Source organism: Acinetobacter sp. BEC1-S18-ESBL-01, assembly GCF_014169935.1.
Classification (GTDB): Bacteria; Pseudomonadota; Gammaproteobacteria; order Pseudomonadales; family Moraxellaceae; genus Acinetobacter; species Acinetobacter pittii.
The window spans coordinates 2032107-2056228 of record NZ_AP022302.1 but is presented as its reverse complement, the minus strand read 5'-3'; the positions used below and the strand labels follow the sequence as shown (position 1 = coordinate 2056228).

The window sequence follows — 24122 nt, the reverse complement described above, 5'->3', positions numbered from 1 at the left end:
TCGATATGAAATCTCAATCACCACTTAAATCTCAAAAAGGTTTTACTCTCATAGAAGTGATGGTGGTGATTGTTATTATGACCATTATGACCTCTCTAGTTGTACTCAACATAGGTGGGGTTGACCAAAAGAAAGCGATGCAAGCAAGAGAGTTATTTTTGCTTGATATGCATAAGATTGGTAAAGAGTCGCTTGATCAGTCTCGTGTTTTAGCTTTATCTACTCTCAGTGAAACAGATGTTTCACCATTTTCTTATGAATTGTATGAGTATCATGACCAGAGTAAATTACAGGTCCAAGATTTAAAAAATCGCTGGCAAAAATATTCAGAATTTACTACGCGGCAACTGCCTAAACATGTATCGTTTACAATACAACCTTTAGATAAGCAAAACTATTCAAAAGCTACGAATACCGATTTAATTGGAGGGCAGGCTCCTCAGTTAATCTGGTTCGGTAACGGTGAAGCTAAAACTGTGAAAATACAGTTTTACTTTGAACAAAAACCAATTGGTTCAGAAATACAAATTGATCATTTGGGTAAAATAAATGAAATCTAAAGGCTTTACTCTATTAGAAGTAATGGTTGCTTTAGCAATTTTTGCAGTGGCGGCTGTCGCGTTAACTAAAGTAGCCATGCAATATACTCAATCTACCTCAAATGCAATTCTTAGAACAAAAGCACAGTTTGTCGCAATGAATGAAGTTGCTTTAATGGAAATAAATCAGGAATGGCTCGAAGGTACACAAAGCAAGCAAGTGACTTCTCAAGGTGAGACTTGGCAGATTGATAAATCTGCGCAATCTACAATTAGTCCAAATGTTCAAAAAGTAGATGTACAAGTTAGTTTATATGATTCTGATAAGGGGAAAGTTCAAAATGGTATTACTCACTTGGTATTTTTTAATTACCCAATGAAAGCAAAATAATGATAAAGAATAAATATTTTTGCTCTCCAGGCCCAGCTTCACGTCTTGCGGCACGATCAGAGCAGATGATGAGGGGTTACTCCGAGCAAGGCTCTTCGTCTTGCACTCAGACAAAGCTTCGCTTTGTTAATCCTCGCTCAGGATTTACTTTAGTTGAGCTTTTAGTTGCGATTGCAATTTTTGCTATTTTATCTTTGTTGGGTTGGAAGGTTTTTGATTATTTACTAAAAGTCCGTGATCGTAATACTCAACATGAAGTGCAGCTATTTGAATTACAAGATGCTTATCAACAAGTTTTGCGTGATACATTGCAAATTATACCTTTATCAGCCAATCAAGGCGGGCAATTACGTCCAGCTTTAGAGATTGATAATCAAGTTCTCCGCTTTAGTAAGGCGGGTGTTACTGATCCATTAAAGCAAGGATTATCACCTTTTGAGCGTATCGAGTATCGATATGATCCTGATCAAAAAAAGCTTTATCGCCTTAAATATAGTAACTTAAATACTTCAAATAGAGAGCAACCCTTATCAAGTACGCTGTTGAGCCAAGTTGAACAATTTCAAATTATGGTTTTGACACCTCAAGAAGTAACAAAGTGGCCTGAAGTTAATATTGACCCTACAAAACCTGATGAATTTAGGAAGTTGCCAAAAGGAATAAAAATGCAACTCACGGTTGCAGGTGTAAGTTATGAGTGGATTTATAGCTTAAACCAAGGTGATTTATCGCTCTCCAAACAGGGAGGTCAATAAATGTTACTTTATAAAAAAAATCAGCAAGGTGTAGCGTTACTCACAATTTTGATAATGGTTGCTTTGGCTACAATTTTAGCTGCCTCTATCGCAAAGCATCAAACTAATACGATGGAAAATACGGGTTATTTGATGCGTCAAAATCAGTCATTACTCTATGCAAAAAGTGCAGAAGCTTTTTTTTCTGAATTATTAATTCAAGATGCAAATAATGCGGGTGGCATCGATCATTTAAAGGAAAGCTGGGCTCAGCCAATGCCACCTTTCCCAATAGAAGATGGAGCCGTATCGGGGCGCTTACTAGATGAGTCAGGAAAATTTAATCTAAACAATTTAACGACCAATGAAGGCAAGGTAAACGAAGCTGCTAAAAATTGGTTTGAGCGATTGCTTGTGCGTGTAGGATTGCCAGCAGAGTTAAGTCAAGCAGTTATTGATTGGCAAGATCCAGATGACGAACCAAGCGGCCCTATGGGGGCAGAAAGTAACTATTATGAAGGACTTGACCCTGGCTATTTGGCTTCAAATGCTAAATTTCATCGTATAGAAGAGTTGAAATTGGTAAGAGGTTTTGAAGGCAAGAAATATGATTTAATAGCACCATATATTTCTGCATTACCTGAAAATACAAAAGTGAATGTTAATACCGCATCTCCATTAGTATTAGCGAGTATTGATCAAAAATTAGATTTAGGGACTATAGAAAAAGAACTTCAATTACGTCAACAGAATTTAAAGTTCTTTCAAAATATTGATGAATTCTGGCAATTGAATGCTTTTTCAGCAGTTGATGCGCAAAAGAAAACTGAAGTTAATAGCCTTTTAGATGTGAAGTCGAACTTTTTTCAAGCACAAATTGAGGTTGTGTTGAATAATAGAAAAAGACAATTTACAAGTGCCTTAATGCGCAGTGATAAACAGGTCTATGTATATTCTAGAAATATGGCACCTTTTAACTAATTGAAAATTTATGATTTATTTGCTTTGGATATTTTTTGAAGTTTGTAATTATAAATTTTTCTCAGGTTAAGCTTTAAAGTGAATATAAACTTTCTATATGTGTATCTCCAATATTTCTTCATCAGTCTTATCATACTTTTTGCTAATTGTTTCTAATTGAAAAGTGGTGCGAAATTTTCGTCTTTTGCTTTATAATAATGTTCTTAGAAGGAATGATCGATTTGGCACATGTTAATTCGTAAGTTATTTAAGTTTGAAAATGCACATGTTGTACGTAACTGTACATCGGATCGTTGTAAGCGATCAATTCATGGACATAGCTATAAAGTTGAGTTATTGCTTAAAGCTTCGAAATTAGATCATGGGCAAATGGTTTATGATTTTGGACTCCTAAAAGGAGTAATAAAAGACCTATTCGACAGCTTTGATCACGCAATCTGTTTTTGGGAAAAAGATGATTCTCAATATATTGATGCATGTCAGACTTTTAGTGCTCGTTGGATTTCTTTACCTGTTTCACCGTCGGCTGAACAGTTTTCACGTATTTTCTTTTATCTAGCTCAGCAAGTTTTACAATCAACAGTCACTCAAAATGGGGAAGGTGATGTTGAAGTATATTCTGTTATTGTTCATGAGACTGATACTGGATATGCTCAGAGCTTTATTGAAGATATTCAAAACGAACAAATGGGTATTTTAAGTCTTGATGGAATTGTTTTTTCAGAACAAATTCAGATAGAGTGGGCAAATCCACAAATGTATGAAGACTTGAAAAAAGGGATTAAATTTAATAATCCTCAAGTTGATTTGCAAGTCGAAGTATAAATCGAATTACTTATTTTATTTGTAGAATTGAAAATTGATCTAGGATGACATTAATGCAATTAACTGAGCAACAGCAAGATAAACTCAGTAAAGTTCAATTAGAAGAAAGTTGGAAAAGATCTTTAGCACCTTTTCTATTAAGTCCTCAGATGGATAGTTTGCGCGATTTCTTATTTCAACAGAAACAAGCTCAGAAAATAATATATCCGCCTAGTAAACAGATCTTTAATGCTTTAAATACCACACCACTGGCTGATGTGAAAGTTGTGATTTTAGGGCAAGACCCATATCACGGGCCAAACCAAGCGAATGGATTAAGTTTCTCTGTTCAAAAATGTATTGCATTACCACCATCTTTGCGCAATATTTTTCATGAATTACATACAGATTTGGGTATTCCAGCTCCTCGCCATGGTGACTTAACAAAATGGGCTACGCAAGGCGTACTTTTACTGAACAGCGTGCTTACTGTTGAAGCTGGACAGCCAACCTCACATCAAAAGCAAGGTTGGGAAGCATTTACTGATGAAGTTATTGATGTTCTAAATGAACAGAGACAACATATAGTATTTATTTTGTGGGGTGCTTATGCACAGCGCAAAGGACAACGTATAAATAGAGATAAACACTTGGTTTTAACAGCCGCACATCCATCACCTCTTGCTGCAAATAGAGGGGGATTTTTTGGATGCAAAGTGTTTTCAAAAACAAATCAATATTTGAAACAACATGGCATTGAGCCCATAGACTGGCAATTGGACGCATGATGAACTCTCCCAATGTAAATAACTATCACCCGGATTTGGTGGTTGAAGAAGCAAAAAACGGCTGGCGTATAGTACGTTTGAATCGTCCTAAATCGTTACATGCTTTAGACGAATCAATCGTAACGGCATTATTGCGTGTATTTGAAGATTTCCGTGACGATGAACAGGTTAAAGCAATTTGGTTAGACTCAACTACACCAAAAGCTTTTTGTGCAGGTGGTGATGTTAGAAAATTACGCCAACTTGTTATAAATCAAGAAGTCGATACCGCGAATAAGTTCTTCCAGCAGGAATATGCTTTAGATCTACTTTTACATAATTATGCTAAACCGGTTGTGGTTTGGGGAGAAGGTTACGTAATGGGCGGTGGTTTAGGCTTGTTTATGGCTGCACCATTCCGTCTAGTGACACCATATTCACGTTTAGCAATGCCTGAAATTAATATTGGTTTATATCCTGACGTTGGTGCGAGCCGTTTCTTGGCAGATCGTGGTCCAATAGGTTTGTTTACGGGCTTAACCGGTTCAATCATGACTGCTGCTGGGGCGTATAGCATCGGTTGGGCAACACATATTTGTGAAGCTCAGCGTGATAATGTTTTGCAAAAAGTTTTAAATATTAATTGGGCTCATTATCCTGCAGGGGATTTCCGAGCAATTGATGATACTTTAAATAGTTTACACCGTCCTGTTGCGGCAGGTCCATTGCAAAACTCACTTGATGTAATTCATAGTGTTTGCCGTGGTTTTAATTTTGAACAAGACTATCAAGCTATTGTTAGCTTACGTGATGCGAGCAGTGATTGGTTACGTCAAGCGAGTGAGAATTTGCAAAAAGGATCTCCTAGTACCGCGGCAATTACTTGGTTACTGTGGCAATGGGGCAAACAAATCCACTCATGGGATGAGGTCTTTGATCTAGAGGCTCAGATTTCTGAGTGGAAAATCCGTCATCCTGACTTTGTGGAAGGTGTTCGCGCACGCTTAGTTGATAAAGATTTATCACCTGAATGGAAACCATGTGACGATCTAAGCTTGAGAGGTATATTGGCTGATTGTCCACCAGTAACTTCAATTGATAGCTGGAATGCCTTACTTAGACAACACGGTGTGATCACCTAAAGTAAATGACTGAATATAGTGATGAATACTGGATGCAGCTTGCTTACGAGCAAGCTGAATTAGCCGCCCAGCAGGGTGAGATACCTGTTGGAGCGGTTCTGGTGAGCCAAAATCGAGTAATTGGATCTGGTTATAATGCTCCAATTACTTTATTAGATCCAACTGCACATGCAGAAATTCAAGCTATCCGTGCAGCGTGTTCCTCTTTAGAAAATTATCGATTACCTGAAGATACGACTTTATATGTCACTCTTGAGCCATGTACTATGTGTGTAGGGGCGCTCGTACATGCAAGAATTAAACATGTGGTTTTTGGTACGCCAGAACCTAAAGCAGGCTCTTTGGTGAGTGCGCGTCAGTTATTACAGCAAGGCTATTATAATCATAGATTTACATTTCAGAATGGCTGTCTACAAGAAAAATGTGCACAACAGCTTAGCCATTTTTTTAAACAAAGACGTGAGCAAAAGAAACAAGAGAAACAACAAAAAACGTCCTTAAATGATTAAAAATTAACATACTCTTATGGCAAACTAACGCGGTTTTAATGTCATGATTCTATTTAATAAGGACGATCCAATGCGTAATGTAATTACCGTAGAAAAAGAATTTAATGCTCCTCTTACTGATGTATTTAATTTGCTCTCTAAGCATTCAACTTACAATACTGCTTTTGCGCCTTTACAAGTTGTTCGTGTTAAAGACTCCGTAGATTCTAAAAGACCTGATGGACTAGGCTCAATTCGACGTATGGGATTTGGTCCAATTAAGCCACTTAAAGAAGAAATTAGATTGTTGGAAGAAAATAAAAGTATTGAGTATAAATTAATAGACAATCCTTTGATTAAACACCATTTAGGTAGAATCGAGTTTTCTGAGATTACCCCATACATTACTTTAGTTACATACCGCATCGAGTTAACGGCAAAAGCGCCAGTGGTCAGTAAATTAATCCTTGCACAGCTAAAACTAGCCATTACACTAGGCTTTTCGAGATTAGCTAAAGCATTTGCTTCTTAGTGAGAGTTCAATGACAGTTCAAATTATTACTATTGATGGTCCGAGTGGTTCGGGTAAAGGAACATTGGCTGCAAAACTTGCAGCACATTATCAATATCATTTACTTGATTCGGGTGCCTTATATCGTTTGTTAGGGTTGTCATTACATAAACACGATTTATTAGAGAAATTAGACAGTCAGCTTGATGAATGTATTCAATATGCACGTCAACTGGACATTAAATTTGAAACGTCTACCTCAGGGATTTTGGTCTTCTTGGATGGCGAAGATGTATCTCAAACAATCCGTACAGAGCGAGTTGGTGAGTACGCTTCAAAAGTTGCAGTGGTTCCAGAGCTTAGACAAGCACTATTTGAAAGACAAAGAGCTTTTGCGCAAAGTCCTGGTTTAGTTGCAGATGGCCGCGATATGGCAACATCTATCTTTCCAGAAGCCAATGCCAAAATTTATCTGACAGCTTCGGCTGAGTCACGCGCTGAGCGAAGAGTAAAACAGTTGCAGGGTATGGGGCTAGATGCTAAAATAAACGACATTTTAGCTAATATACAGGCACGAGACAAAAGAGATATGGAGCGAGAAGTTGCTCCGCTCAAGCCAGCCAAAGATGCTTATATCATTGATAGTTCGGAATTAACGATCGATCAGGTATTTAAGTTGATGGTTGATTATGTCGATAGCCGTACCATTTAGCAAATAGAATTATCAGTTGACGCATAGCTTGATCAGTCTATAAAGACTATGTTGATACTTAACTAAACCGGCCTTGTCTGATCCAAGACCGCTGAATTTATCAGGTATATCATGACCGAATCTTTTGCAGCCCTCTTTGAAGAAAGTGAATTAAACCTCAACGTTGAAAAGGGTGCAGTCATCCAAGGTGTTGTTGTAAACATCGATAGCGACTGGGTAACTGTTGACACTGGCCTAAAGTCTGAAGGCATTGTTGACCGTGCTGAATTTTTAAATGAACAACGTGAACTTGAAGTTCAGGTTGGTGATACTGTTGACGTAGTTGTTGAAGCTCTTGACAACGGTATGGGTCAAACAGTTTTATCACGTGAAAAAGCTAAGCGTGCTGAAACTTGGACTAAACTTGAAAAAATCTTTGAAGATGGCGAAATCGTTACTGGTGTTATCTCTGGTAAAGTTAAAGGCGGTTTCACTGTTGACATCGGTCCTGTTCGTGCATTCTTACCAGGTTCATTAGTTGACACTCGTCCTATCCGTGACACTACTCACCTTGAAGGTAAAGAGTTAGAGTTCAAAGTAATTAAACTTGATGCTAAACGTAATAACGTTGTTGTATCTCGTCGTGCTGTTATGGAAGCTGAATCTTCTGCTGACCGTGAAGCATTACTTGCTCAACTTGAAGAAGGTCAAACAGTTACAGGTACAATCAAAAACCTTACTGATTACGGTGCATTCGTTGATCTTGGCGGTATTGATGGTCTTCTACATATCACAGATATGGCTTGGAAGCGTATCAAGCACCCTTCAGAAGTTGTTGAAGTTGGTCAAGAAGTTACTGTTAAAGTACTTAAATTTGACCGTGAACGTAACCGCGTATCTTTAGGCCTTAAACAATTAGGCGAAGATCCATGGTTAGCGATCATGAGCCGTTACCCTAAAGGTTCTATCGTTAAAGCTCGCGTAACTAACTTAACTGACTACGGTTGTTTCGCTGAAATCGCTGAAGGCGTCGAAGGTTTAGTTCACGTTTCTGAAATGGACCACACTAACAAAAACATCCACCCATCTAAAGTTGTTCAGATTGGTGATGAAGTTGACGTTATGGTTCTTGAAGTTGATGAAGAACGTCGTCGTATTAGCCTTGGTATCAAACAAACTCGTGCTAACCCATGGGAAGAGTTTGCTAAAGCTCATGAGAAAGGCGAAAAAGTATCTGGTACTATCAAGTCTATCACTGACTTTGGTATCTTCATTGGCTTGAACGGTGGTATCGACGGTTTAGTACACTTGTCTGATATTTCTTGGAACGAGCAAGGTGAAGAAGCTATTCGTCGTTACAAGAAAGGTGACACTGTTGAAGCAGTTATCTTGTCTGTAGACGCTGAAGGTAACCGTATCAGCCTTGGTATCAAACAATTGAACAGCGATCCGTTCAATGACTTCTTAGCTGCTAATGAACGTGGTGCTTTAGTTAAAGGTACTGTAACTGCAGTTGATGCTCGTGGCGCAACTGTTAAGTTAGCTGACGAAGTTGAAGCAACTCTTAAAGCTTCTGAAATCAATCGCGACCGTGTAGAAGATGCGACTAAATTCTTAGAAGTTGGTCAAGAAGTTGAAGCGAAGATCATTAACGTTGATCGTAAGTCTCGCTCTATCAACTTGTCTATCAAAGCGAAAGACGAAGCTGAAGAGAAAGAAGCAGTTGCTAGCTTACGTACAGCAACTACAAGTCAAGACAATGGTCCTAAGACTATTGGTGACTTGATCAAAGCACAAATGAAGTAATAAGTTAACAAAGTACAGTTTCATGTAACGGAATTGTACTTTTTATACAAATTACTGTAAACGGTAGCCTAGTATTCAACATACTGCGCTACCGTTTTGTATTTAAACAGGTTATTATCAAACGACATAGAGTAGCAATAAATAACGAGGTCGTAGATGACTACTGAAGCTCTTAATAAGTCTGATTTGATTGAACGCATTGCGCTAAAAAACCCACACTTAGCTGAACCTTTGGTGGAAGAGGCGGTTAAAATTATGATTGATCAAATGATAGAAGCACTATCAACTGATAATCGAATTGAAATCCGTGGTTTTGGTAGCTTTGCTTTACACCACCGCGATCCAAGAGTTGGTCGCAATCCTAAAACAGGAAAATCAGTTGAAGTTGCAGCTAAAGCTGTTCCACATTTCAAACCCGGAAAAGCCCTTCGTGATGCTGTAAACGAATCTGGGAAATAAATAAAATTTATAAGTCGGGGTGCCTATGCGTTATATTTTAATTGCATTGCTTATTGTTGTATTTGGCTATTCTTTAGCACTTGTTTTGCAAAATCCAACAGAGCTTTCTGTTGATTTGTTATTTACCCAAGTTCCAGCTATGCGTTTAGGCTTATTATTGCTACTCACATTAGTACTAGGAACTGTGGTTGGTCTTTTATTAGGTGTGCAAGTTTTCAGAGTATTCCAAAAAGGTTGGGAAATTAAACGCCTGCGTAAAGATATTGACCATTTAAGAAAAGAACAAATCCAAAGTGCTCAATTAGCAGCGGCTGAAGCAGCTGCAAATGTAAGACATGAAAAAACCGTTGTAGATATTTATCCTCAAGATAAAAATTCTACTCCGCTATAATCCCCGTACTACTCTTTATTAATGAGTAAAGAGTAGTATCTCTCTAAATTTTATCTCTTCTTTTATTCTTCTAAATATAAACGCTTTTGTTCTTATCGTTTTAATTTTGGAAAGCAGCTCTCTACATTCCTTTATTCATTCATGATTTGTCTATTATAATAACGCTGATTTTATAGGATGGAAGAAAGTCTCTTGAGTATCATTGTTGCGTTAGATGCAAAAAGCCAATATGACGCTTTAAAAATTGTTGAACAGCTTGATCCTGCTTTATGCCGCGTAAAAGTAGGTAAAGAGCTTTTTACTCATGAAGGCCCATCTGTTGTAAAAAAACTGCAAGAACAAAATTTTGAAGTTTTTCTTGATCTCAAATTTCATGATATTCCAAACACTACAGCTCAAGCAGTATGTGCAGCGGCTGATTTAGGTGTCTGGATGGTAAATGTTCACGCTTCAGGTGGCCGTAAAATGATGGAAACTTGTGTGGAGCGTTTAAAAGCGGGTAACTATCAAACCCAACTTATTGCTGTAACAGTACTCACATCAATGGGTCGTGAAGATTTAAAAGATATTGGTTTAGATATTGAACCTGTAGAGCATGTAAAGCGCTTGGCTAATTTAACGAAAGAAAGTGGCTTGGATGGGGTAGTTTGTTCAGCTCAAGAAGCTAAGATTCTTCGTGAATTAATTGGGCAAGACTTCTCTTTAGTAACACCTGGTATTCGTCCAGAAGGTTCTAATGCAGACGACCAAAAACGTATTGTAACTCCAAAGCAAGCTATGCTTGATGGCTCTACGCATCTGGTAATTGGTCGACCGATTACTAAAGCAGAAAAGCCAACAGAAATGTTGAAGTCTATTCTTGCTTCGATTGCCTAAAAATTTAGGAATAAGCTAATTAATAACGGGGCGAGTAGGCTTAATAATAAGCCGCTCATCATGGCATGTGGTACATAATGTGTGCCACATGACTGTTTTACCATTGCTAAGGTAACATCCATTGAGGTTGCACCAGCACTTGAGATAGCAGGGCGTGGAAAACGCCAACCCATGGTATACATTAGAAAAATAGCAACAATTTCTCTAAATAAGTCGGTTAATAAGGCGATTCCACCCAACTCTGCCGAATGTAATTGCGTAAATAAAATCCCCGACATTGAATACCAGCCATAGCCTTGTGCTAAAGCTAAAGTTTCATTAAGTGTAAAATGCTTGTTGAGCAAATAGTAATTCAAAAGGCCTGCTATACATGACCCTATAAAAGCGGCTAAGGGTACAATTAAAATTTTCCAGCTTAACCATGTGCGGTTAAAGTGGGTGAAGGCAAGTTCGATACCAATTAAAAAAATAAAAAGTAATAACAAATACCAGCTATTAAATGCGATATATGAGGTGAATTGAGTAATGATAGCGCCGAATAAAACACCGACACCTAGTGCAAGAAAAGCCTTCGCAATATTCTTTAAAGCATTTACAAAAAGTTGTAGGGAAATTTTGCCTTTAACACTTTGTTTATCAAAAATTGTATAAGCAAATAAACACGTAAAGAAAGAACCAAAAGAGGTGGTAAGAGCAATGATAATAGCGGGTGGAAGTATGGCAGAAGGATTCTCGATTTGATCAAGGGCCAAGGTTAATTCAAAAGCTACACTAGCTAAAAGAATATAAGAAAAATAGGGCAGTATTTTAAATATAAAGTGTCGGATATTTAGAGATAGTTTGGGTGCTAGGAAATAACCGAAAGCCAGTGCTAAAAAAATTTGAATGATGAGATAAAGAGATTGCATATAATAGGTAGATTGTTATCAACCTACCTATTATGTCTTGAACATTTTAAGCTGCATAGCTTTGTGAGCTTTTATTTAAAAGTAAGTAGTCTTTGGGCTTAACTTTACGTGTTTCTAACCAATACTTCCATGTGTAAGTTGGCCATAGTGAAAAGTTTCTACCATCGGCAGATTGATACCAACTACTACAGCCGCCAGCTTGCCATACGGTTCCTTGCAGCTGCTTTTGAACACGTTCGTTAAAAGCGTCTTGAATTTCAGGCTTGATCTCAATTGCTTTTTGACCAGACTCTTCTACTAACTGAATAAGCTGTAAAATGTAATTTACTTGAGATTCAATCATAAAAATAATCGAATTATGACCTAGAACTGTATTAGGGCCTACCAGTTGGAATAGGTTGGGAAAGTTTTTAGTCATAATGCCGTAATAGCTTTCAGCACCATCTTTCCATGCTTGTTTTAACTCGATTTGATTGCGTCCGATACATGTGAAATGTTTTAAATAAATACGTGGGTCAGTAATAAAACCTGTACCGTAAATTAAACAATCAATAGGTCGTTCTCGACCATCTTTAGTAACAATACTGTTTTCTTTGATCTCTTGAATACTATCAGTTACTAGCTCAACATTTTTTCGGTTAAAGGTAGGAAAGTATTTATTTGAGATAAGAATACGTTTACATCCCATAACGAAGTCAGGTGTGAGTTTTTTTGCTAACTCTTTATCCTTAACTTGAAAACGGATGAATGCTTCTGCCAATTTTTGGCCATACTTCATGATTTGAGGTTGAACAATGGGTACAACGCGAGATTCATTACTCCAGTAAAGACGACTACGATGAATCTGGCGATAAATATTAGAAGATTTGAATAATGCTTTACTTAAGATTGAATATTTGCGCTCATCTCGTGGTATTACCCATGCAGCTGTTCTTTGAAATACATAGAGCTGTTTAACATCTTTGGCTATTTCAGGAATATATTGAATTGCGCTACCACCTGTACCAATAGATGCAACTGACTTTCCGTTTAAATCATAGTCATGTTCCCATTTTGAGGAATGAAATACTTTTCCTTTAAATTTTTCAATCCCTTTGATAGGAGGAATTTGTGGGATGTGTAAGGGACCAGATGCAAAAACTACAAATTGAGCTTCTATAGAAGGTTGGTCATTAAAATCTAGAGTCCAGACATGACGTGTTTCATCATATTGGACATGAGTTACGTCATGGTTAAACTTACAGTAATCTTTAATTTTATATTTCTGTGTAATGTCTTGAATATAATTAAAGATCTCTGGTCCCTCTGCATAGCGTTTTGTCCAATCTGTTTTTGGTGCAAAAGACAATGAATACATATGAGATTGAACATCACATGCTGCACCTGGATAACGATTTTCTCGCCAAGTTCCACCGACATCATTTGATTTTTCTAAAATAACAAAGTCTTGCTGTTGATTTTGTAGTAAACGGATTGCCATTGCTAGGCCACCAAAGCCAGCACCAATAATAGCAATTTTAGTTTTTTGAATAGCATCTTGCTTTGCGTTTAGCATTGGAAACCCTGCATAAGCTGAAAAGAGGATTGCACGCAAGACTAACGTTTTTTAATCAGTTTAAACATGATTGTATCGACGTGAAAATTGATAGATTCGGCAATTAATTTTCTTGCTTCTTTATAGTAAAACATTTCAGTCTAGGGAAATTGATAGAAGAATGAAACGGTCGATACTTGGTTTAATCTATTTAATTCAAGGAATGCGCAATGCTGGCATTGATGTCGACTCACGTTTGGCCGATATAGGTATTAAAGTCGATGCTTTAGACCCGAGTTCCACAATTCATGATCGTCTTGAATGGGACATTCAACAAATAATTAGTAAAAATGTAGAGCCTGAAAAGGGTTTATTTATTGGACAGCATTATGCTTTAGCCGGTTACGGCCCATTGCTTATGCTACTTGTCACAAGTAATGATATTCAAACTGCTTTAAATAAGGGTATAAAATATCAAAAGCTTACGCATTTATTTGGTAGCTTAGCTTTATACGAAACTGATGAGCGGACGATTTTAAATTATTTGCCGGTTGATTTAAAAACGGAAATTGGTCAGTTACGGGCACAATGTGAAGTCTCTGGAACTTATAAGTTTATTCAAGATATTTATACGATGATGGGATTACAAATGCCTACGATGCGTATAGAACTTCCATTTGAAAAGCCTACTGATATGGATACTTTGTCATGTTATTTTGCATATTATGGCGAAGATGTGCATTTTAATGGTAAATATGCGGCATTTAGCCTAAGTAAGGATGTACTTGAAATCAAGATTCCTTCTGCTGATATCATTGCACATCGTATTTATGAATCAAAATGTATTGCAGAAATAACAAGATTAAATCAACAAGATCATCAAACTCCACATATCATACAATGTGTGCAAGATTATCTTGAACTGCAACAAGGAATTATCCCGAGCATGGCGGAAACAGCTTTTGCATTGAAAATGCCTGAAAGGACATTAAGGCATCAACTGCAACAGCTAAATACGAGTTATAAGCAAATTCGTGAACAAATTATCAAGAATAAGGCATTGAAGCTTATGGAATATAGGGAATACTCAATAGAAGTTGTTGCTGAATTACTCGGCTATTCTGAACCGGCGGCATTTAATCATGCATTTAAACGATGGTTTGGACAGAGTCCTCGGCAATATGCAAAAGAGTCATCGTCGTAACTCTTGATGCTAAAAGCTAATGTGGTTGAACAAAATGTTCGCTATACTCTCATCAGTTAAAATTGAAATAAAACGATATGTTAAATTTAAAATCTTCTCATAGTACTGCATTCACACCTTCTTCCCCAGCAGAACGCTATGCTGAGGCTTTAGCTTCAGGTCAATTTATGGCAGATGAAGCGCAAGCACAGGCAGTGCAAGAATTAGATCGCGTATGGAAAGAACTTTTAAACCGTTATAAAGCCTCAAAAAAAGCTTTCCGTCGTTTCCGTCGTCAAACTTCACCTAAAGGTGTATATATGTGGGGCGGAGTAGGCCGTGGAAAAACTTGGCTTATGGATCAATTTTATGAATCTGTGCCATTTCGCCGTAAAACGCGTATGCATTTTCATCATTTCATGCAACATGTTCATAAAGAGCTAAATAAGCTTTCAGGCCAACGTAATCCACTTGAAATCGTAGCTGACCAAATCTATAAAGATGCTGTCGTTATCTGTTTCGATGAGTTCTTTGTATCAAACGTAACAGATGCAATGATCTTAAGCGATTTATTCCAAAAATTGTTTGTTCGTGGTGTGACATTAATCGCAACATCAAACATTGCACCAGATGGCTTATATAAAAACGGTATTCACCGTGATCGTTTCTTGCCAACCATTGAAATGGTTAAAAAGAACTGTGCTGTTTTAAATGTAGATGCAGGTGTGGACTATCGTTTGCGTGTACTAAAACAAGCTCAATTATTTAAATCGCCATTAACGAATGAAGCTCAAAGCTGGATGGCTGAACGTTTTAGTGCTTTAACTCATACACAAGCTCATTCTCAAGAGCCGATTGTGATTAATAATCGTGTTGTCGAGACTTTGGGACATACAGAAGATGTGTTGTGGTGTGAGTTTTCTGAACTCTGCTTTAAACCACGTAGCCCAGCAGATTTTATTGAAATTGCGAATATTTATAATACGGTTCTAGTGAGTAATGTTCCTCATTTGACAGATTTCTTGTCAGAAGGTACTCGTCGCTTTATTTATCTAGTAGATGAGTTTTACGATCGAGGTGTGAAATTACTTTTAACGTCTCAAGATAGTATTATTGATATATATCAAGGTGAAAAGTTAGCATTTGAAATTGAACGTACGCGTTCACGTTTGCTAGAAATGCAGTCTGATGAATATTTACATTCTGAACACCGACATATTGATGCTACAAAAACCTCTTAAGTAAAGTAGATATGAAAGCGCTCTAGATTGAGCGCTTTTTTATAACAAAAAATAGATAAATTTAATTAAATAGTGCTTTTTCACGCAGCAAAGTTTGATATAACTAAATACGCTTTAGAAAAACAAGATAGTGAAACTTTTTGTCTGTTAACAAAAAGTCTAGTTTCAGTATCTTTAAATATTGAATAAATTGATGGGAATCTTAGTTAGAATTTTAATATTTCCTTTATAGAAAAATTTATCTTTGTCAATAGTTTTGCAAGGGAAAATGCTTACTATTTAGGAATGTGATATTAGTATTCAGCTTAATTTAAATCGGTATACTAGGATTCTCTTGGTATAAAAAGTAGCAACTTCAGGAAAGACAATGACTGCACGTATTCAAAAAGGCAAGTTAGCGATTGCTAAAGAACTTTACGATTTTATCGAAAATGAAGCTTTACCAGGTTCTGGTTTAGATAGTGAAACTTACTGGAAGAACTTTGAGCAAGTTGTTGTCGATCTTAGCCCAAAAAATAAAGCATTATTGGCTAAGCGTGATGAATTACAAGCAAAAATTGATGAATGGCACCGTAACAACAAATTTGAATTAGGTGCTTATAAAGCGTTCTTAACTGAAATTGGTTATTTATTGCCAGAAGTTGAAGATTTTCAAATTACTACTGAAAACGTAGACGAAGAAATTGCTTTGTTGGCAGGACCACAGTTAGTTGTACCTGTACGTAATGCACGTTATTGCTTAAATGCAGCAAATGCCCGTTGGGGTTCTTTATATGATGCACTTTACGGCTTCGATGTAATTTCTGAAGAAGGTGGAGCTGAAAAAGGTAAAGGATATAATCCTGTTCGTGGTGCAAAAGTTATTGAGTTCGCTAAGAATTTCTTAAATGAAGTTTTCCCGCTTGCTCAAGGTTCACATGCAGATGCAAAAAACTATGCAATTGAGCAAAATAAACTTGTTGTAACTTTGAAAGATGGTTCAAAAACAGGTTTAGCTCATGAAGCTCAGTTTGTTGGTTTCAATGGTGAAGAAGCAAATCCTTCAGAAGTTGTACTTTTAAGTAATGGTCTTCATGTCATTATCGAAATTGATGCAAATAGCCCAATTGGACAAACTGATCCAGCGGGTGTTAAAGATTTAACATTTGAAGCGGCAGTAACCACAATTCAAGATTTGGAAGACTCTGTTGCGGCTGTCGATGCAGAAGAAAAAGTTGAAGGTTACCGTAATTGGTTAGGTTTAATGAAGGGTACACTTCAAGAATCTATTGAAAAGAATGGTAAAACGATTGTTCGTGATCTAAATAAAGATCGCGAGATTAAAAACTTAATTGGTGGCACAACAAAACTTCATGGTCGTTCACTTATGTTACTTCGTAACGTAGGTCACTTAATGACTAACCCAGCTATTTTGGTAGATGGTGAAGAAATTTTCGAAGGTATTATGGATGCATTGGTAACTCCATTGTTATCAATTGCTGATATCCGTAGTACAAACGAAAATAAAAACTCTCGTAAAGGTTCTATGTATATTGTTAAGCCAAAAATGCATGGTCCTGAAGAAGTTGCGTTTGCTGTAGAGTTATTTGAACGTGCTGAACAGGCGATTGGATTACCACCTAAATCGTTAAAAATCGGTATTATGGATGAAGAGCGCCGTACATCTGTAAACTTGAAAAACTGTATTGCTGCTGCTAAAGACCGTACGATCTTTATTAATACTGGCTTTATGGACCGTACGGGTGATGAAATCCATACTTCTATGGAAGCTGCACCTGTTGTTCGTAAAGAAGCGGTTAAAACACAAAAATGGATTGCTGCTTACGAAAACCGTAACGTTGCGATTGGCTTGAAATGTGGTTTACAAGGTAAAGCACAGATTGGTAAAGGCATGTGGCCAAAACCAGATAGCATGAAAGATATGTTAGCAACTAAAGCTGCACATCCAAATGCGGGTGCTTCATGTGCTTGGGTTCCATCTCCAACTGGTGCTGTTCTTCACGCGATGCATTACCATCAAGTAAATGTAAAAGCACGTCAAGATCAGTTAAAAGCTGAAGAAATGTTGTCATTAGATGATCTGTTAACACCACCATTTGCACCTGATACAAATTGGTCAGCGGAAGAGATTAACAATGAACTTGAAAATAACTGCCAAGGTATCTTAGGTTATGTTGTTCGTTGGGTTGACTTAGGTGTAGGTTGTTCGAAAGTTCCTGATATTAACAACGTGGGCTTAATGGAAGACCGTGCAACATTACGTATTTCTTCTCAACACGTTGCGAACTGGTTACGTCACGGTATTGTGACTCGTGAACAAGTTGAAGAAGTGCTTAAACGCATGGCAAAAATTGTTGATGAGCAAAACGCGAATGACTCATTGTATAAACCAATGGCAGCTAACTTTGAAACAAATATTGCTTTCCAAGCAGCTTCTGACCTTATCTTTAAAGGTTGTGAACAGCCTTCAGGTTATACTGAGCCTTTACTTCATGCTGCTCGTTTGAAGTTAAAAGGTTATACAGGTGATTAATTTGATCCTGTTTTGAAAAAAAGCCTCTTCGGAGGCTTTTTTATTTTCGGTATATTTTGTGCTTATAGGATATAGATTTATAGCTAAAAGGTTTTGAATTTGATTAGTCTAAAAGATCTTGATCGTGAGAATTGGATTCTATGTGCAAGATTATCATTGGATGAATCTCAAAAAGATTATGTTGCACCAAATGTATATTCTATTGCTGAGTCTAAAGTGGAAGAACATTACTGTCCAAGAGTGATTTTTTTCGGATGATAAAGTCATTGGATTTTTAATGTATTGTGTCGAAGTTGATCCACCTGATGAGACATTATTTTGGTTGTTTCGTTTTATGATTGATGCAAATAATCAGGCTAAAGGTTGTGGTACCACGGCATTGCAAATGGCAATTGATGAAATGGCCGCAAAAGGAGCTAAACGAATTAGAACGATGTATAAATCTTCTAATAACATTGCTGGAAAACTTTATAAAAAAATGGGTTTCCGAGAAACTGGAGAACATGATGAGTGTGGAGATATTATTTTAGAGTTGAATATTTCTAATTAAAAAAAACGCTAACTGGAGATTCAAGTTAGCGCAGGAGTTAATAGAATTAAATATATTGAAAAGCAATATTAGTTACTGCTCACAATTCCAATTTTAGTGACACCTAAACGTTGTGCAGTAGCCATGACCATCGCTACATTCTTATATTCAGCCATCTGGTCTGGTTTGAGTTTGATCTGGTCTTGATCTTTTTTAGCAACAACACCTTGAAATAAAGTCTCTAGCGCCTTTCGGTCAGAAACCTCTTGGTTATTCCAAAATACTTTACCTACCGCATCAATTCTTACATCAATCACTTCAGGTGGCTTTTCATTTGTTGGTGGCGGTGTACCATTTGGCAAATTAATATTAATCGCGTTGTTTGGTGCAGGTATGGTAATAATAAACATAATAATAAGTACCAACATGACATCAATAAGAGGTGTCATGTTGACTTCTAACATCACATCGTCATCATTATTTGAACCGACATTCATACCCATAAAATTCTCCTTAAGTTAATTACGGGGAGGCTGGAGGGGTAGTAACAAAAGCAATTTTGCCAATACCAGCTTCTTTGGTCGTACTAATGACCTGATCTATTGCTTCAAAATGGGTAAGCTGATCACCCCGAATATGAACTTCTGGCTGAGGCCTTTTTTGTGCAACTGCTTGAAGTTTTGCCAGCAATATCTCTTTACTAGGCACATAACTTTCGTTCCAGAAAATATCGCCTTTCTTATTTACTGAGAGTTGAATATTTTCAGGCGTGGTTGCGTACGGCGTATTTTTTTCTTCTGGTAGTTTCACTGGAACCGTATGTGTGACTACCGGAATAGTAATAAGAAAAATAATAAGTAAAACCAACATGACATCAACCAAAGGTGTCGTGTTAATTGTGCCAATCATTTCGTCATCATCTTCAGAACCAACACTCATACCCATAATGTTTGCTCCTGATTATTTAATACTGCGATTAACTGAATTATTGGTATTAATTTCTCCACTTAATAAAACCGCGTGTAAATCTGAACCAAATGAGCGAACATTTTCCATAACGGCTTTATTACGGCGTGTAAGCCAGTTATAACCAAGTACAGCAGGTACTGCGACTGCAAGACCAATCGCTGTCATAATGAGAGCTTCACCAACGGGGCCTGCAACTTTATCAATAGATGCTTGACCTGAGATACCAATGGCTGTTAATGCGTGATAAATTCCCCATACAGTACCAAAAAGTCCAACAAATGGTGCAGTAGAACCTACCGTTGCTAAAAAGGCTAAACCACCACCTAAATGATTTTGTATTTTCTCAATTGCGCGTTGAATTGAAATACTCACCCATGTATTAAAATCGATTCGTTCAAGTAAAGAACCGCCATGTGATTTAGTTGAATTAATGCCTTTTTCTGCAATAAAGCGATAAGCGCTACTTTGTTCTAAACCTTCTGCAGCATTATCAAGGGAAGTCGCTTCCCAAAAGTGTTTTTCAGCTTCTTTGCCTTGGCGTTTGACTTTACCTTGCTGCAATAGTTTAGAGATGATGATGTACCAAGTTCCAATCGACATGAGTACTAATATAAATAAGGTAGACTTAGCAACTAAATCTCCTTCGCGCCAAAGGGCTTCTAGGCCATAAGGGTTTTTAACAGTTTCACTCGTTGCGGGTTTCGGTGGTGGAGTTGGAGTATTTGTACTTGATGTAGTTTCAGTAGTTGCTGTGGCCACAGGAGTATTGCTTGTTTCTTCTGCGAAAACTGAGCTTAATGGAAGTAACGAGCAAGCTGCGATTAGACTTGCAGAAGCGAAACGAACTAACGGTTGAGTTGATTTTTTCATCGTATATCTCCAATATTTTTTAATTTCTTGCTAATTCAATTGTTTATTCAATTACAAATGGATATTCAATTTCATACCAATCTTGCTGAGGTACACCATCTTTCATTGCTGGTTTGAAGGTACATAAGCTGTAAGCTTTAGTTGCCGCTTTATCTAAAATTTTGCTGCCACTCGATTTTTTTACTTTGGCATCAATAACTTTGCCGGATGTATCAACCAAAACACGTATTCGCACTGTCCCTTGTTCTTCATTCATAAGTGCTTCTCGTGGATATTCTGGTTTTTCACAGCCAGCAGAACCCTCTGAAACACCACGACTTACACCAGCTGGTTTTGGTGCCGGCGCAGCAGCCACTGGAGCAGGTGCGGCAACAGGGCTTGGAGATGGGGTACTAGGTGCCGCAGGAGCTGGGGTAGCCGCTTTAGTCGGTTGAGCCACTGGTGTCGTTTTTTGTACCGGTGTTGCTACTTTCTCTACTTGTTTAGGCGGCTCAGGAACCTTGGCAACTTTTTCTACCATTTTTGGTGACTCAGGCGGTTTTTCCTTTGGTTTCGGCTCTTCCGGCTTTGGTGGAGGAGGCGGCTTAATATCCTGAATAATTTGTAATTCCACAGGTTTTTCTGCTGGTTTTTGAATATTGTTTGCTAAACCTGACATCAGAATATAGGCAACAAGAAGATGCAGAAAAATAACTGCAGCAATACCAATTAGGCGTTTGGCAGATTTATTTTCTATGTCTGTAAAAGTCATGCCCATAGTTACTCCTGAAACTTGAGACAAACAATTCTTAAATTAATGTTTGACTAAGGGTGAGTATTCGGTCTGCAAACACGATGTCTAAAGTCGTGTTTGCAAAATAACCAATTAGAACTTGTATGTACCACGTAAATAGTATGTACGTCCTGTTGGGTCACCATACCGAGGGTCATATCCGTATTGGAAATTATCTAAAACGTTTGAAGCAGATGGGTCTTCATCGAAAATATTTTTAATACCCGCTGTTAGCTCAAGATTTTTAAAGCCTTTATAGGTACCAGAAATATTGTAGAGGGTATAATCACTAACTTTGTGATGATCATATTGTTCTTCACCTATCTGATTTTGATCATCGTAACCACGTACAAACTGTTGTTCAAAAACTAGTCTCCAATTTTCATATGCCCAGTTAATATTAGCTGTGTGTTTCCATCGGACAACAGCAGGGTCTTCATATAGGCCAACCTGTCCTGTCCATGGCTCACTTTTTGAGTCGCGATAATCTAGTTTGGATACATAAGTCCCATCAATTCCAAAGCCAAAACGGCCAGTGGATGTCATTGGAGTTAAATAATTCAGACTAATATCAAAACCTTCTGTTTTCATACCACCAGAGTTGAATAAGTTGGTTTTTATATAGTCGATAGTACCATCAGCATTTCTTACAAAAAGAGCAGAGTATTTTTCAGGTTCTCCAAAGATTGTGGCTTCTCCCACCTGAGCAATCAGGTCGTCAATTTTAATATTGAAATAGTCAACCGTTAGTACAAGGTTTTTAATTGGCTCGAAAACAAAGCCAGCAGTAAATGATTTTGATTCTTCTGGTTGTAAATCTTTTGAGCCTCCCTGTAATTTCATAAATTGAGTATTACAAAAGTCATTTTTATTTTTCCCTTCTACGACCTCACCGCCTGGGCAGTAAAGTGGGTCATTATATTTTGCACCAGTATAAGTTTTGCTTTGAGCCGCATTAATCTCATATAGGCTTGGTGCACGGAAACCTGTGCTATATGAGGTACGGAACATGAGTTGTTTTAATGGCTCCCAACGGATCGCGAATTTAGGGTTAAAAGTATCGCCAAAGTCACTATAGTCATCGTAACGAGCTGCAAGTTGTGCTTCGATCGTTTTGGTTATAGGTAATTGTAATTCTGCAAATGCAGAGGTAATGTCTCGGTCGCCAGAATTATCAGGTTTACTAGGGTCTGTACCACTACTAGGAGCTTGACGGACTAAATCTGCATTAATATGTTGTTTCCAATCTTGATTAGTAAAGCTGCCTCCTAAAGCAAAACCAACCTCACCAGCAGGTAAAGTAAAAATAGGACGGCTAATACTGAAGTCAGCAGTAGTGGATTCTAAAGTTGCTTCATTATATTTTCCTTTAACTGATAAACTGTTCCAGATATTAGGATCACTACTTTCACCAAATGGGTTTAATGTTCCGTTATTTAAGGCATCTTGTAATTTAGTCTTATTTAATTGACCAGTAACGAAATTATCTGAGGCTTCACTTTTTGCATAGGTAATACCTGTGTTTAAATCCCATCCCCATACGTCACCTTCCAGACCAGCAAAAAGCCGATGTGATTCATTAATTGATTTAGCTATACGGTTCCCAGCATGTGAGCGTAAATAGAGTTCTAGGGGGGCACCACTTAACCCATTAACGCTAGGAACAATACCATTACCTGGATAATATGGACTATCACTTGGAAGGGTGACGCGAGTTGAAAGATTGCTACGGCTAAAAGGATCTGGAGCAACAGAAGTGATAACTTCACTACGTGAATAAATATATTCACCAATAGCATTTAAATTATCATTAACTTTGAATGTACCACGTCCTAAAACAGAAACGTTTTCTACGTCAGGTTTGATACCTATCAAAGCTTGAGTATTTGCATAACAGAATCCCTCTTCTGCTGACTCTGTGGGGCCCAAACATTGACCATTTTGAGCATAGGGATTTCCAGAAACTCCAGATATAGGATCATAAAAATTTGAGGTAAACGCATTAGCAGAGCGTCCATCAAGACCGAGTTCTGGTAATACTCCGCCACGTTCAGAAATTTTTCGGTCTTTTGCCATAATGCCGTTAGTACGACGATAATCTACAACACCGAAAATATTAAAACCATCTTCATCTAAGTCGCCATAGCCACCAAAGATAGAAATATCTTGTTTGTCACCACCTTTGTGTTCTGGTTGTAACAAGCCTGCGCTAATACCCACACCTTGATATGTTTTTTTTGTAATGAAATTAATAACCCCTGCAACAGCATCGGCACCATAAACTGCTGAGGCACCATCACGTAAAACTTCAATACGATCAATCATTGCTAAAGGAATAATATTTAGGTTTACGGTGGAAGTACCAAAAGGGTTCGCTGCGAGGCGTCGTCCATTAAGTAAAACGAGTGTTTTATCGCTACCTAAACCCCGAAGGTTAGCGGTAGAACCATCGGTATTACTGGCACCCACATTCTGGTCAGTTGAAAAACCTGCCTGATTTGAACTTACACGGGTTAATGCCTCTTCAACTGTAGTAACGCCAGCATTTGCGAGATCTTCGCCTTTAATAATGGTAATAGGTGAAGCACTTTGTGCTGCAACTCCTTTGATTGAAGAACCTGTAACGGCAACTTTTACGACTTTTGTTGGTTTTTCATCACTACTTGATTGTTCAGTTTCTGCTGCCTGTGCCAGGGTAAGACACATCATACTTAAACTAAGGGTGCTTAATTTAAGAATTGTTTTGCTGATCTTGGGGGTTGCCTGAGATCGAACATTGTATTTTTTTTTCATCGTGGATTTGATCCCTTTTTGTTGTCGTTAGCGATATTGCTGGAAAGTTTTTAAGCAAAGCAAGTGCCAACTATATATTTTTCTTTTTTTAGTTTATGCAAAATATTGATATATATTGATTTTATTATGGTTCAGAACAAAGGTTCATCTTTTATTAAATAAAAATAAATTTTCCGTTTGGAAAATTTTTGAACGCTGGCCAAAAGTTTC

At 37.5% G+C, this 24122-nt stretch carries 24 protein-coding genes and 1 pseudogene; 18 read left to right on the top strand and 7 right to left on the bottom strand.

Features of this window, described 5'->3' with window-relative positions; all coding sequences use genetic code 11:
* Positions 1 to 5 precede the first annotated feature (5 nt).
* The 14 genes from H7R46_RS09635 to pyrF all read left to right on the top strand — a co-directional run bounded on the left by H7R46_RS09635 (position 6) and on the right by pyrF (position 10580).
* Entirely contained in the window at positions 6 to 560 is a 555-nt protein-coding gene (locus H7R46_RS09635; RefSeq protein ID WP_005069534.1) for a type II secretion system protein, read from the top strand.
* Entirely contained in the window at positions 550 to 930 is a 381-nt protein-coding gene (gene gspI / locus H7R46_RS09630; RefSeq protein WP_005069533.1) for a type II secretion system minor pseudopilin GspI, read from the top strand. The genes H7R46_RS09635 and gspI overlap by 11 nt, the downstream gene beginning before the upstream one ends.
* A complete protein-coding gene (gene gspJ, locus H7R46_RS09625; RefSeq protein ID WP_005069530.1) occupies positions 930 to 1685 on the top strand; it encodes a type II secretion system minor pseudopilin GspJ in 756 nt (251 codons plus the stop codon). The genes gspI and gspJ overlap by 1 nt, the downstream gene beginning before the upstream one ends.
* The gene (gene gspK / locus H7R46_RS09620) at positions 1686 to 2645 is read left to right on the top strand and encodes a type II secretion system minor pseudopilin GspK (RefSeq protein WP_005069529.1); all 960 of its coding nucleotides are present in this window, start codon (positions 1686 to 1688) and stop codon (positions 2643 to 2645) included.
* A gap of 228 nt (positions 2646 to 2873) precedes the next feature.
* The gene (locus tag H7R46_RS09615; RefSeq protein ID WP_002121363.1) at positions 2874 to 3470 is read left to right on the top strand and encodes a 6-pyruvoyl trahydropterin synthase family protein; all 597 of its coding nucleotides are present in this window, start codon (positions 2874 to 2876) and stop codon (positions 3468 to 3470) included.
* A gap of 53 nt (positions 3471 to 3523) precedes the next feature.
* A complete protein-coding gene (gene ung / locus H7R46_RS09610) occupies positions 3524 to 4237 on the top strand; it encodes a uracil-DNA glycosylase (RefSeq protein ID WP_182924195.1) in 714 nt (237 codons plus the stop codon).
* Positions 4234 to 5358 carry an enoyl-CoA hydratase/isomerase family protein gene (locus H7R46_RS09605; protein ID WP_014206599.1) on the top strand — a complete coding sequence of 375 codons (1125 nt, stop codon included), beginning with the start codon at positions 4234 to 4236 and terminating at the stop codon, positions 5356 to 5358. Before ung ends, H7R46_RS09605 begins: the two co-directional genes overlap by 4 nt.
* A 5-nt stretch (positions 5359 to 5363) precedes the next feature.
* Positions 5364 to 5867, top strand: coding sequence for a tRNA adenosine(34) deaminase TadA (gene tadA, locus H7R46_RS09600; RefSeq protein ID WP_002121378.1), 504 nt, complete (start codon positions 5364 to 5366; stop codon positions 5865 to 5867).
* 70 nt (positions 5868 to 5937) lie between these two features.
* Positions 5938 to 6378: an SRPBCC family protein gene (locus H7R46_RS09595; RefSeq protein WP_005069523.1), complete on the top strand. Its 441-nt coding sequence runs from the start codon at positions 5938 to 5940 to the stop codon at positions 6376 to 6378.
* 10 nt (positions 6379 to 6388) lie between these two features.
* Positions 6389 to 7069 (top strand): (d)CMP kinase, encoded by a 681-nt coding sequence (gene cmk / locus H7R46_RS09590; RefSeq protein WP_005069521.1) that lies wholly within the window; start codon positions 6389 to 6391, stop codon positions 7067 to 7069.
* A gap of 111 nt (positions 7070 to 7180) precedes the next feature.
* Entirely contained in the window at positions 7181 to 8854 is a 1674-nt protein-coding gene (gene rpsA, locus H7R46_RS09585; RefSeq protein WP_002121348.1) for a 30S ribosomal protein S1, read from the top strand.
* Between the two features lie 156 nt (positions 8855 to 9010).
* Entirely contained in the window at positions 9011 to 9313 is a 303-nt protein-coding gene (locus tag H7R46_RS09580; RefSeq protein ID WP_002121337.1) for an integration host factor subunit beta, read from the top strand.
* A 25-nt stretch (positions 9314 to 9338) separates the two neighbouring features.
* Positions 9339 to 9704, top strand: coding sequence for a lipopolysaccharide assembly protein LapA domain-containing protein (locus tag H7R46_RS09575; protein ID WP_002121360.1), 366 nt, complete (start codon positions 9339 to 9341; stop codon positions 9702 to 9704).
* A 177-nt stretch (positions 9705 to 9881) separates the two neighbouring features.
* Positions 9882 to 10580 (top strand): orotidine-5'-phosphate decarboxylase, encoded by a 699-nt coding sequence (gene pyrF / locus H7R46_RS09570; protein WP_005069518.1) that lies wholly within the window; start codon positions 9882 to 9884, stop codon positions 10578 to 10580.
* Here the strand turns inward: pyrF and H7R46_RS09565 are convergent.
* Together H7R46_RS09565 and H7R46_RS09560 are read right to left on the bottom strand one after the other, a co-directional pair.
* Entirely contained in the window at positions 10577 to 11488 is a 912-nt protein-coding gene (locus H7R46_RS09565) for a lysine exporter LysO family protein (protein ID WP_005069516.1), read from the bottom strand. The genes pyrF and H7R46_RS09565 overlap by 4 nt on opposite strands.
* Positions 11489 to 11534: 46 nt before the next feature.
* Complete coding sequence (locus tag H7R46_RS09560) at positions 11535 to 13082, bottom strand: flavin-containing monooxygenase (RefSeq protein ID WP_080631107.1); 1548 nt, start codon at positions 13080 to 13082, stop codon at positions 11535 to 11537.
* A 121-nt stretch (positions 13083 to 13203) separates the two neighbouring features.
* On the opposite strand from H7R46_RS09560, the gene H7R46_RS09555 reads away from it, so the two are divergent.
* The 4 genes and pseudogenes from H7R46_RS09555 (at position 13204) to H7R46_RS19505 (ending at position 18529) form a co-directional block, all read left to right on the top strand.
* Positions 13204 to 14226: an AraC family transcriptional regulator gene (locus H7R46_RS09555; RefSeq protein WP_005069511.1), complete on the top strand. Its 1023-nt coding sequence runs from the start codon at positions 13204 to 13206 to the stop codon at positions 14224 to 14226.
* Between the two features lie 77 nt (positions 14227 to 14303).
* Complete coding sequence (gene zapE / locus H7R46_RS09550) at positions 14304 to 15446, top strand: cell division protein ZapE (RefSeq protein WP_002117902.1); 1143 nt, start codon at positions 14304 to 14306, stop codon at positions 15444 to 15446.
* A gap of 367 nt (positions 15447 to 15813) precedes the next feature.
* Entirely contained in the window at positions 15814 to 17979 is a 2166-nt protein-coding gene (locus H7R46_RS09545) for a malate synthase G (RefSeq protein WP_005069509.1), read from the top strand.
* Positions 17980 to 18078: 99 nt separating this feature from the next.
* Positions 18079 to 18529 (top strand): annotated as a pseudogene (locus tag H7R46_RS19505) (GNAT family N-acetyltransferase).
* A 68-nt stretch (positions 18530 to 18597) separates the two neighbouring features.
* Here H7R46_RS19505 and H7R46_RS09535 read toward each other — a convergent pair.
* From H7R46_RS09535 to H7R46_RS09515, 5 genes are all read right to left on the bottom strand, one after another.
* The gene (locus H7R46_RS09535) at positions 18598 to 19011 is read right to left on the bottom strand and encodes an ExbD/TolR family protein (RefSeq protein WP_002117898.1); all 414 of its coding nucleotides are present in this window, start codon (positions 19009 to 19011) and stop codon (positions 18598 to 18600) included.
* A gap of 19 nt (positions 19012 to 19030) precedes the next feature.
* Positions 19031 to 19453 carry an ExbD/TolR family protein gene (locus H7R46_RS09530; protein ID WP_002118000.1) on the bottom strand — a complete coding sequence of 141 codons (423 nt, stop codon included), beginning with the start codon at positions 19451 to 19453 and terminating at the stop codon, positions 19031 to 19033.
* Between the two features lie 15 nt (positions 19454 to 19468).
* Positions 19469 to 20347, bottom strand: coding sequence for a MotA/TolQ/ExbB proton channel family protein (locus tag H7R46_RS09525; RefSeq protein WP_005069505.1), 879 nt, complete (start codon positions 20345 to 20347; stop codon positions 19469 to 19471).
* A gap of 43 nt (positions 20348 to 20390) precedes the next feature.
* Positions 20391 to 21104, bottom strand: a complete 714-nt coding sequence (locus H7R46_RS09520; RefSeq protein ID WP_182924194.1) for an energy transducer TonB — start codon at positions 21102 to 21104, stop codon at positions 20391 to 20393.
* Between the two features lie 108 nt (positions 21105 to 21212).
* A complete protein-coding gene (locus H7R46_RS09515) occupies positions 21213 to 23912 on the bottom strand; it encodes a TonB-dependent receptor (protein ID WP_086260897.1) in 2700 nt (899 codons plus the stop codon).
* Positions 23913 to 24122: the final 210 nt, after the last annotated feature.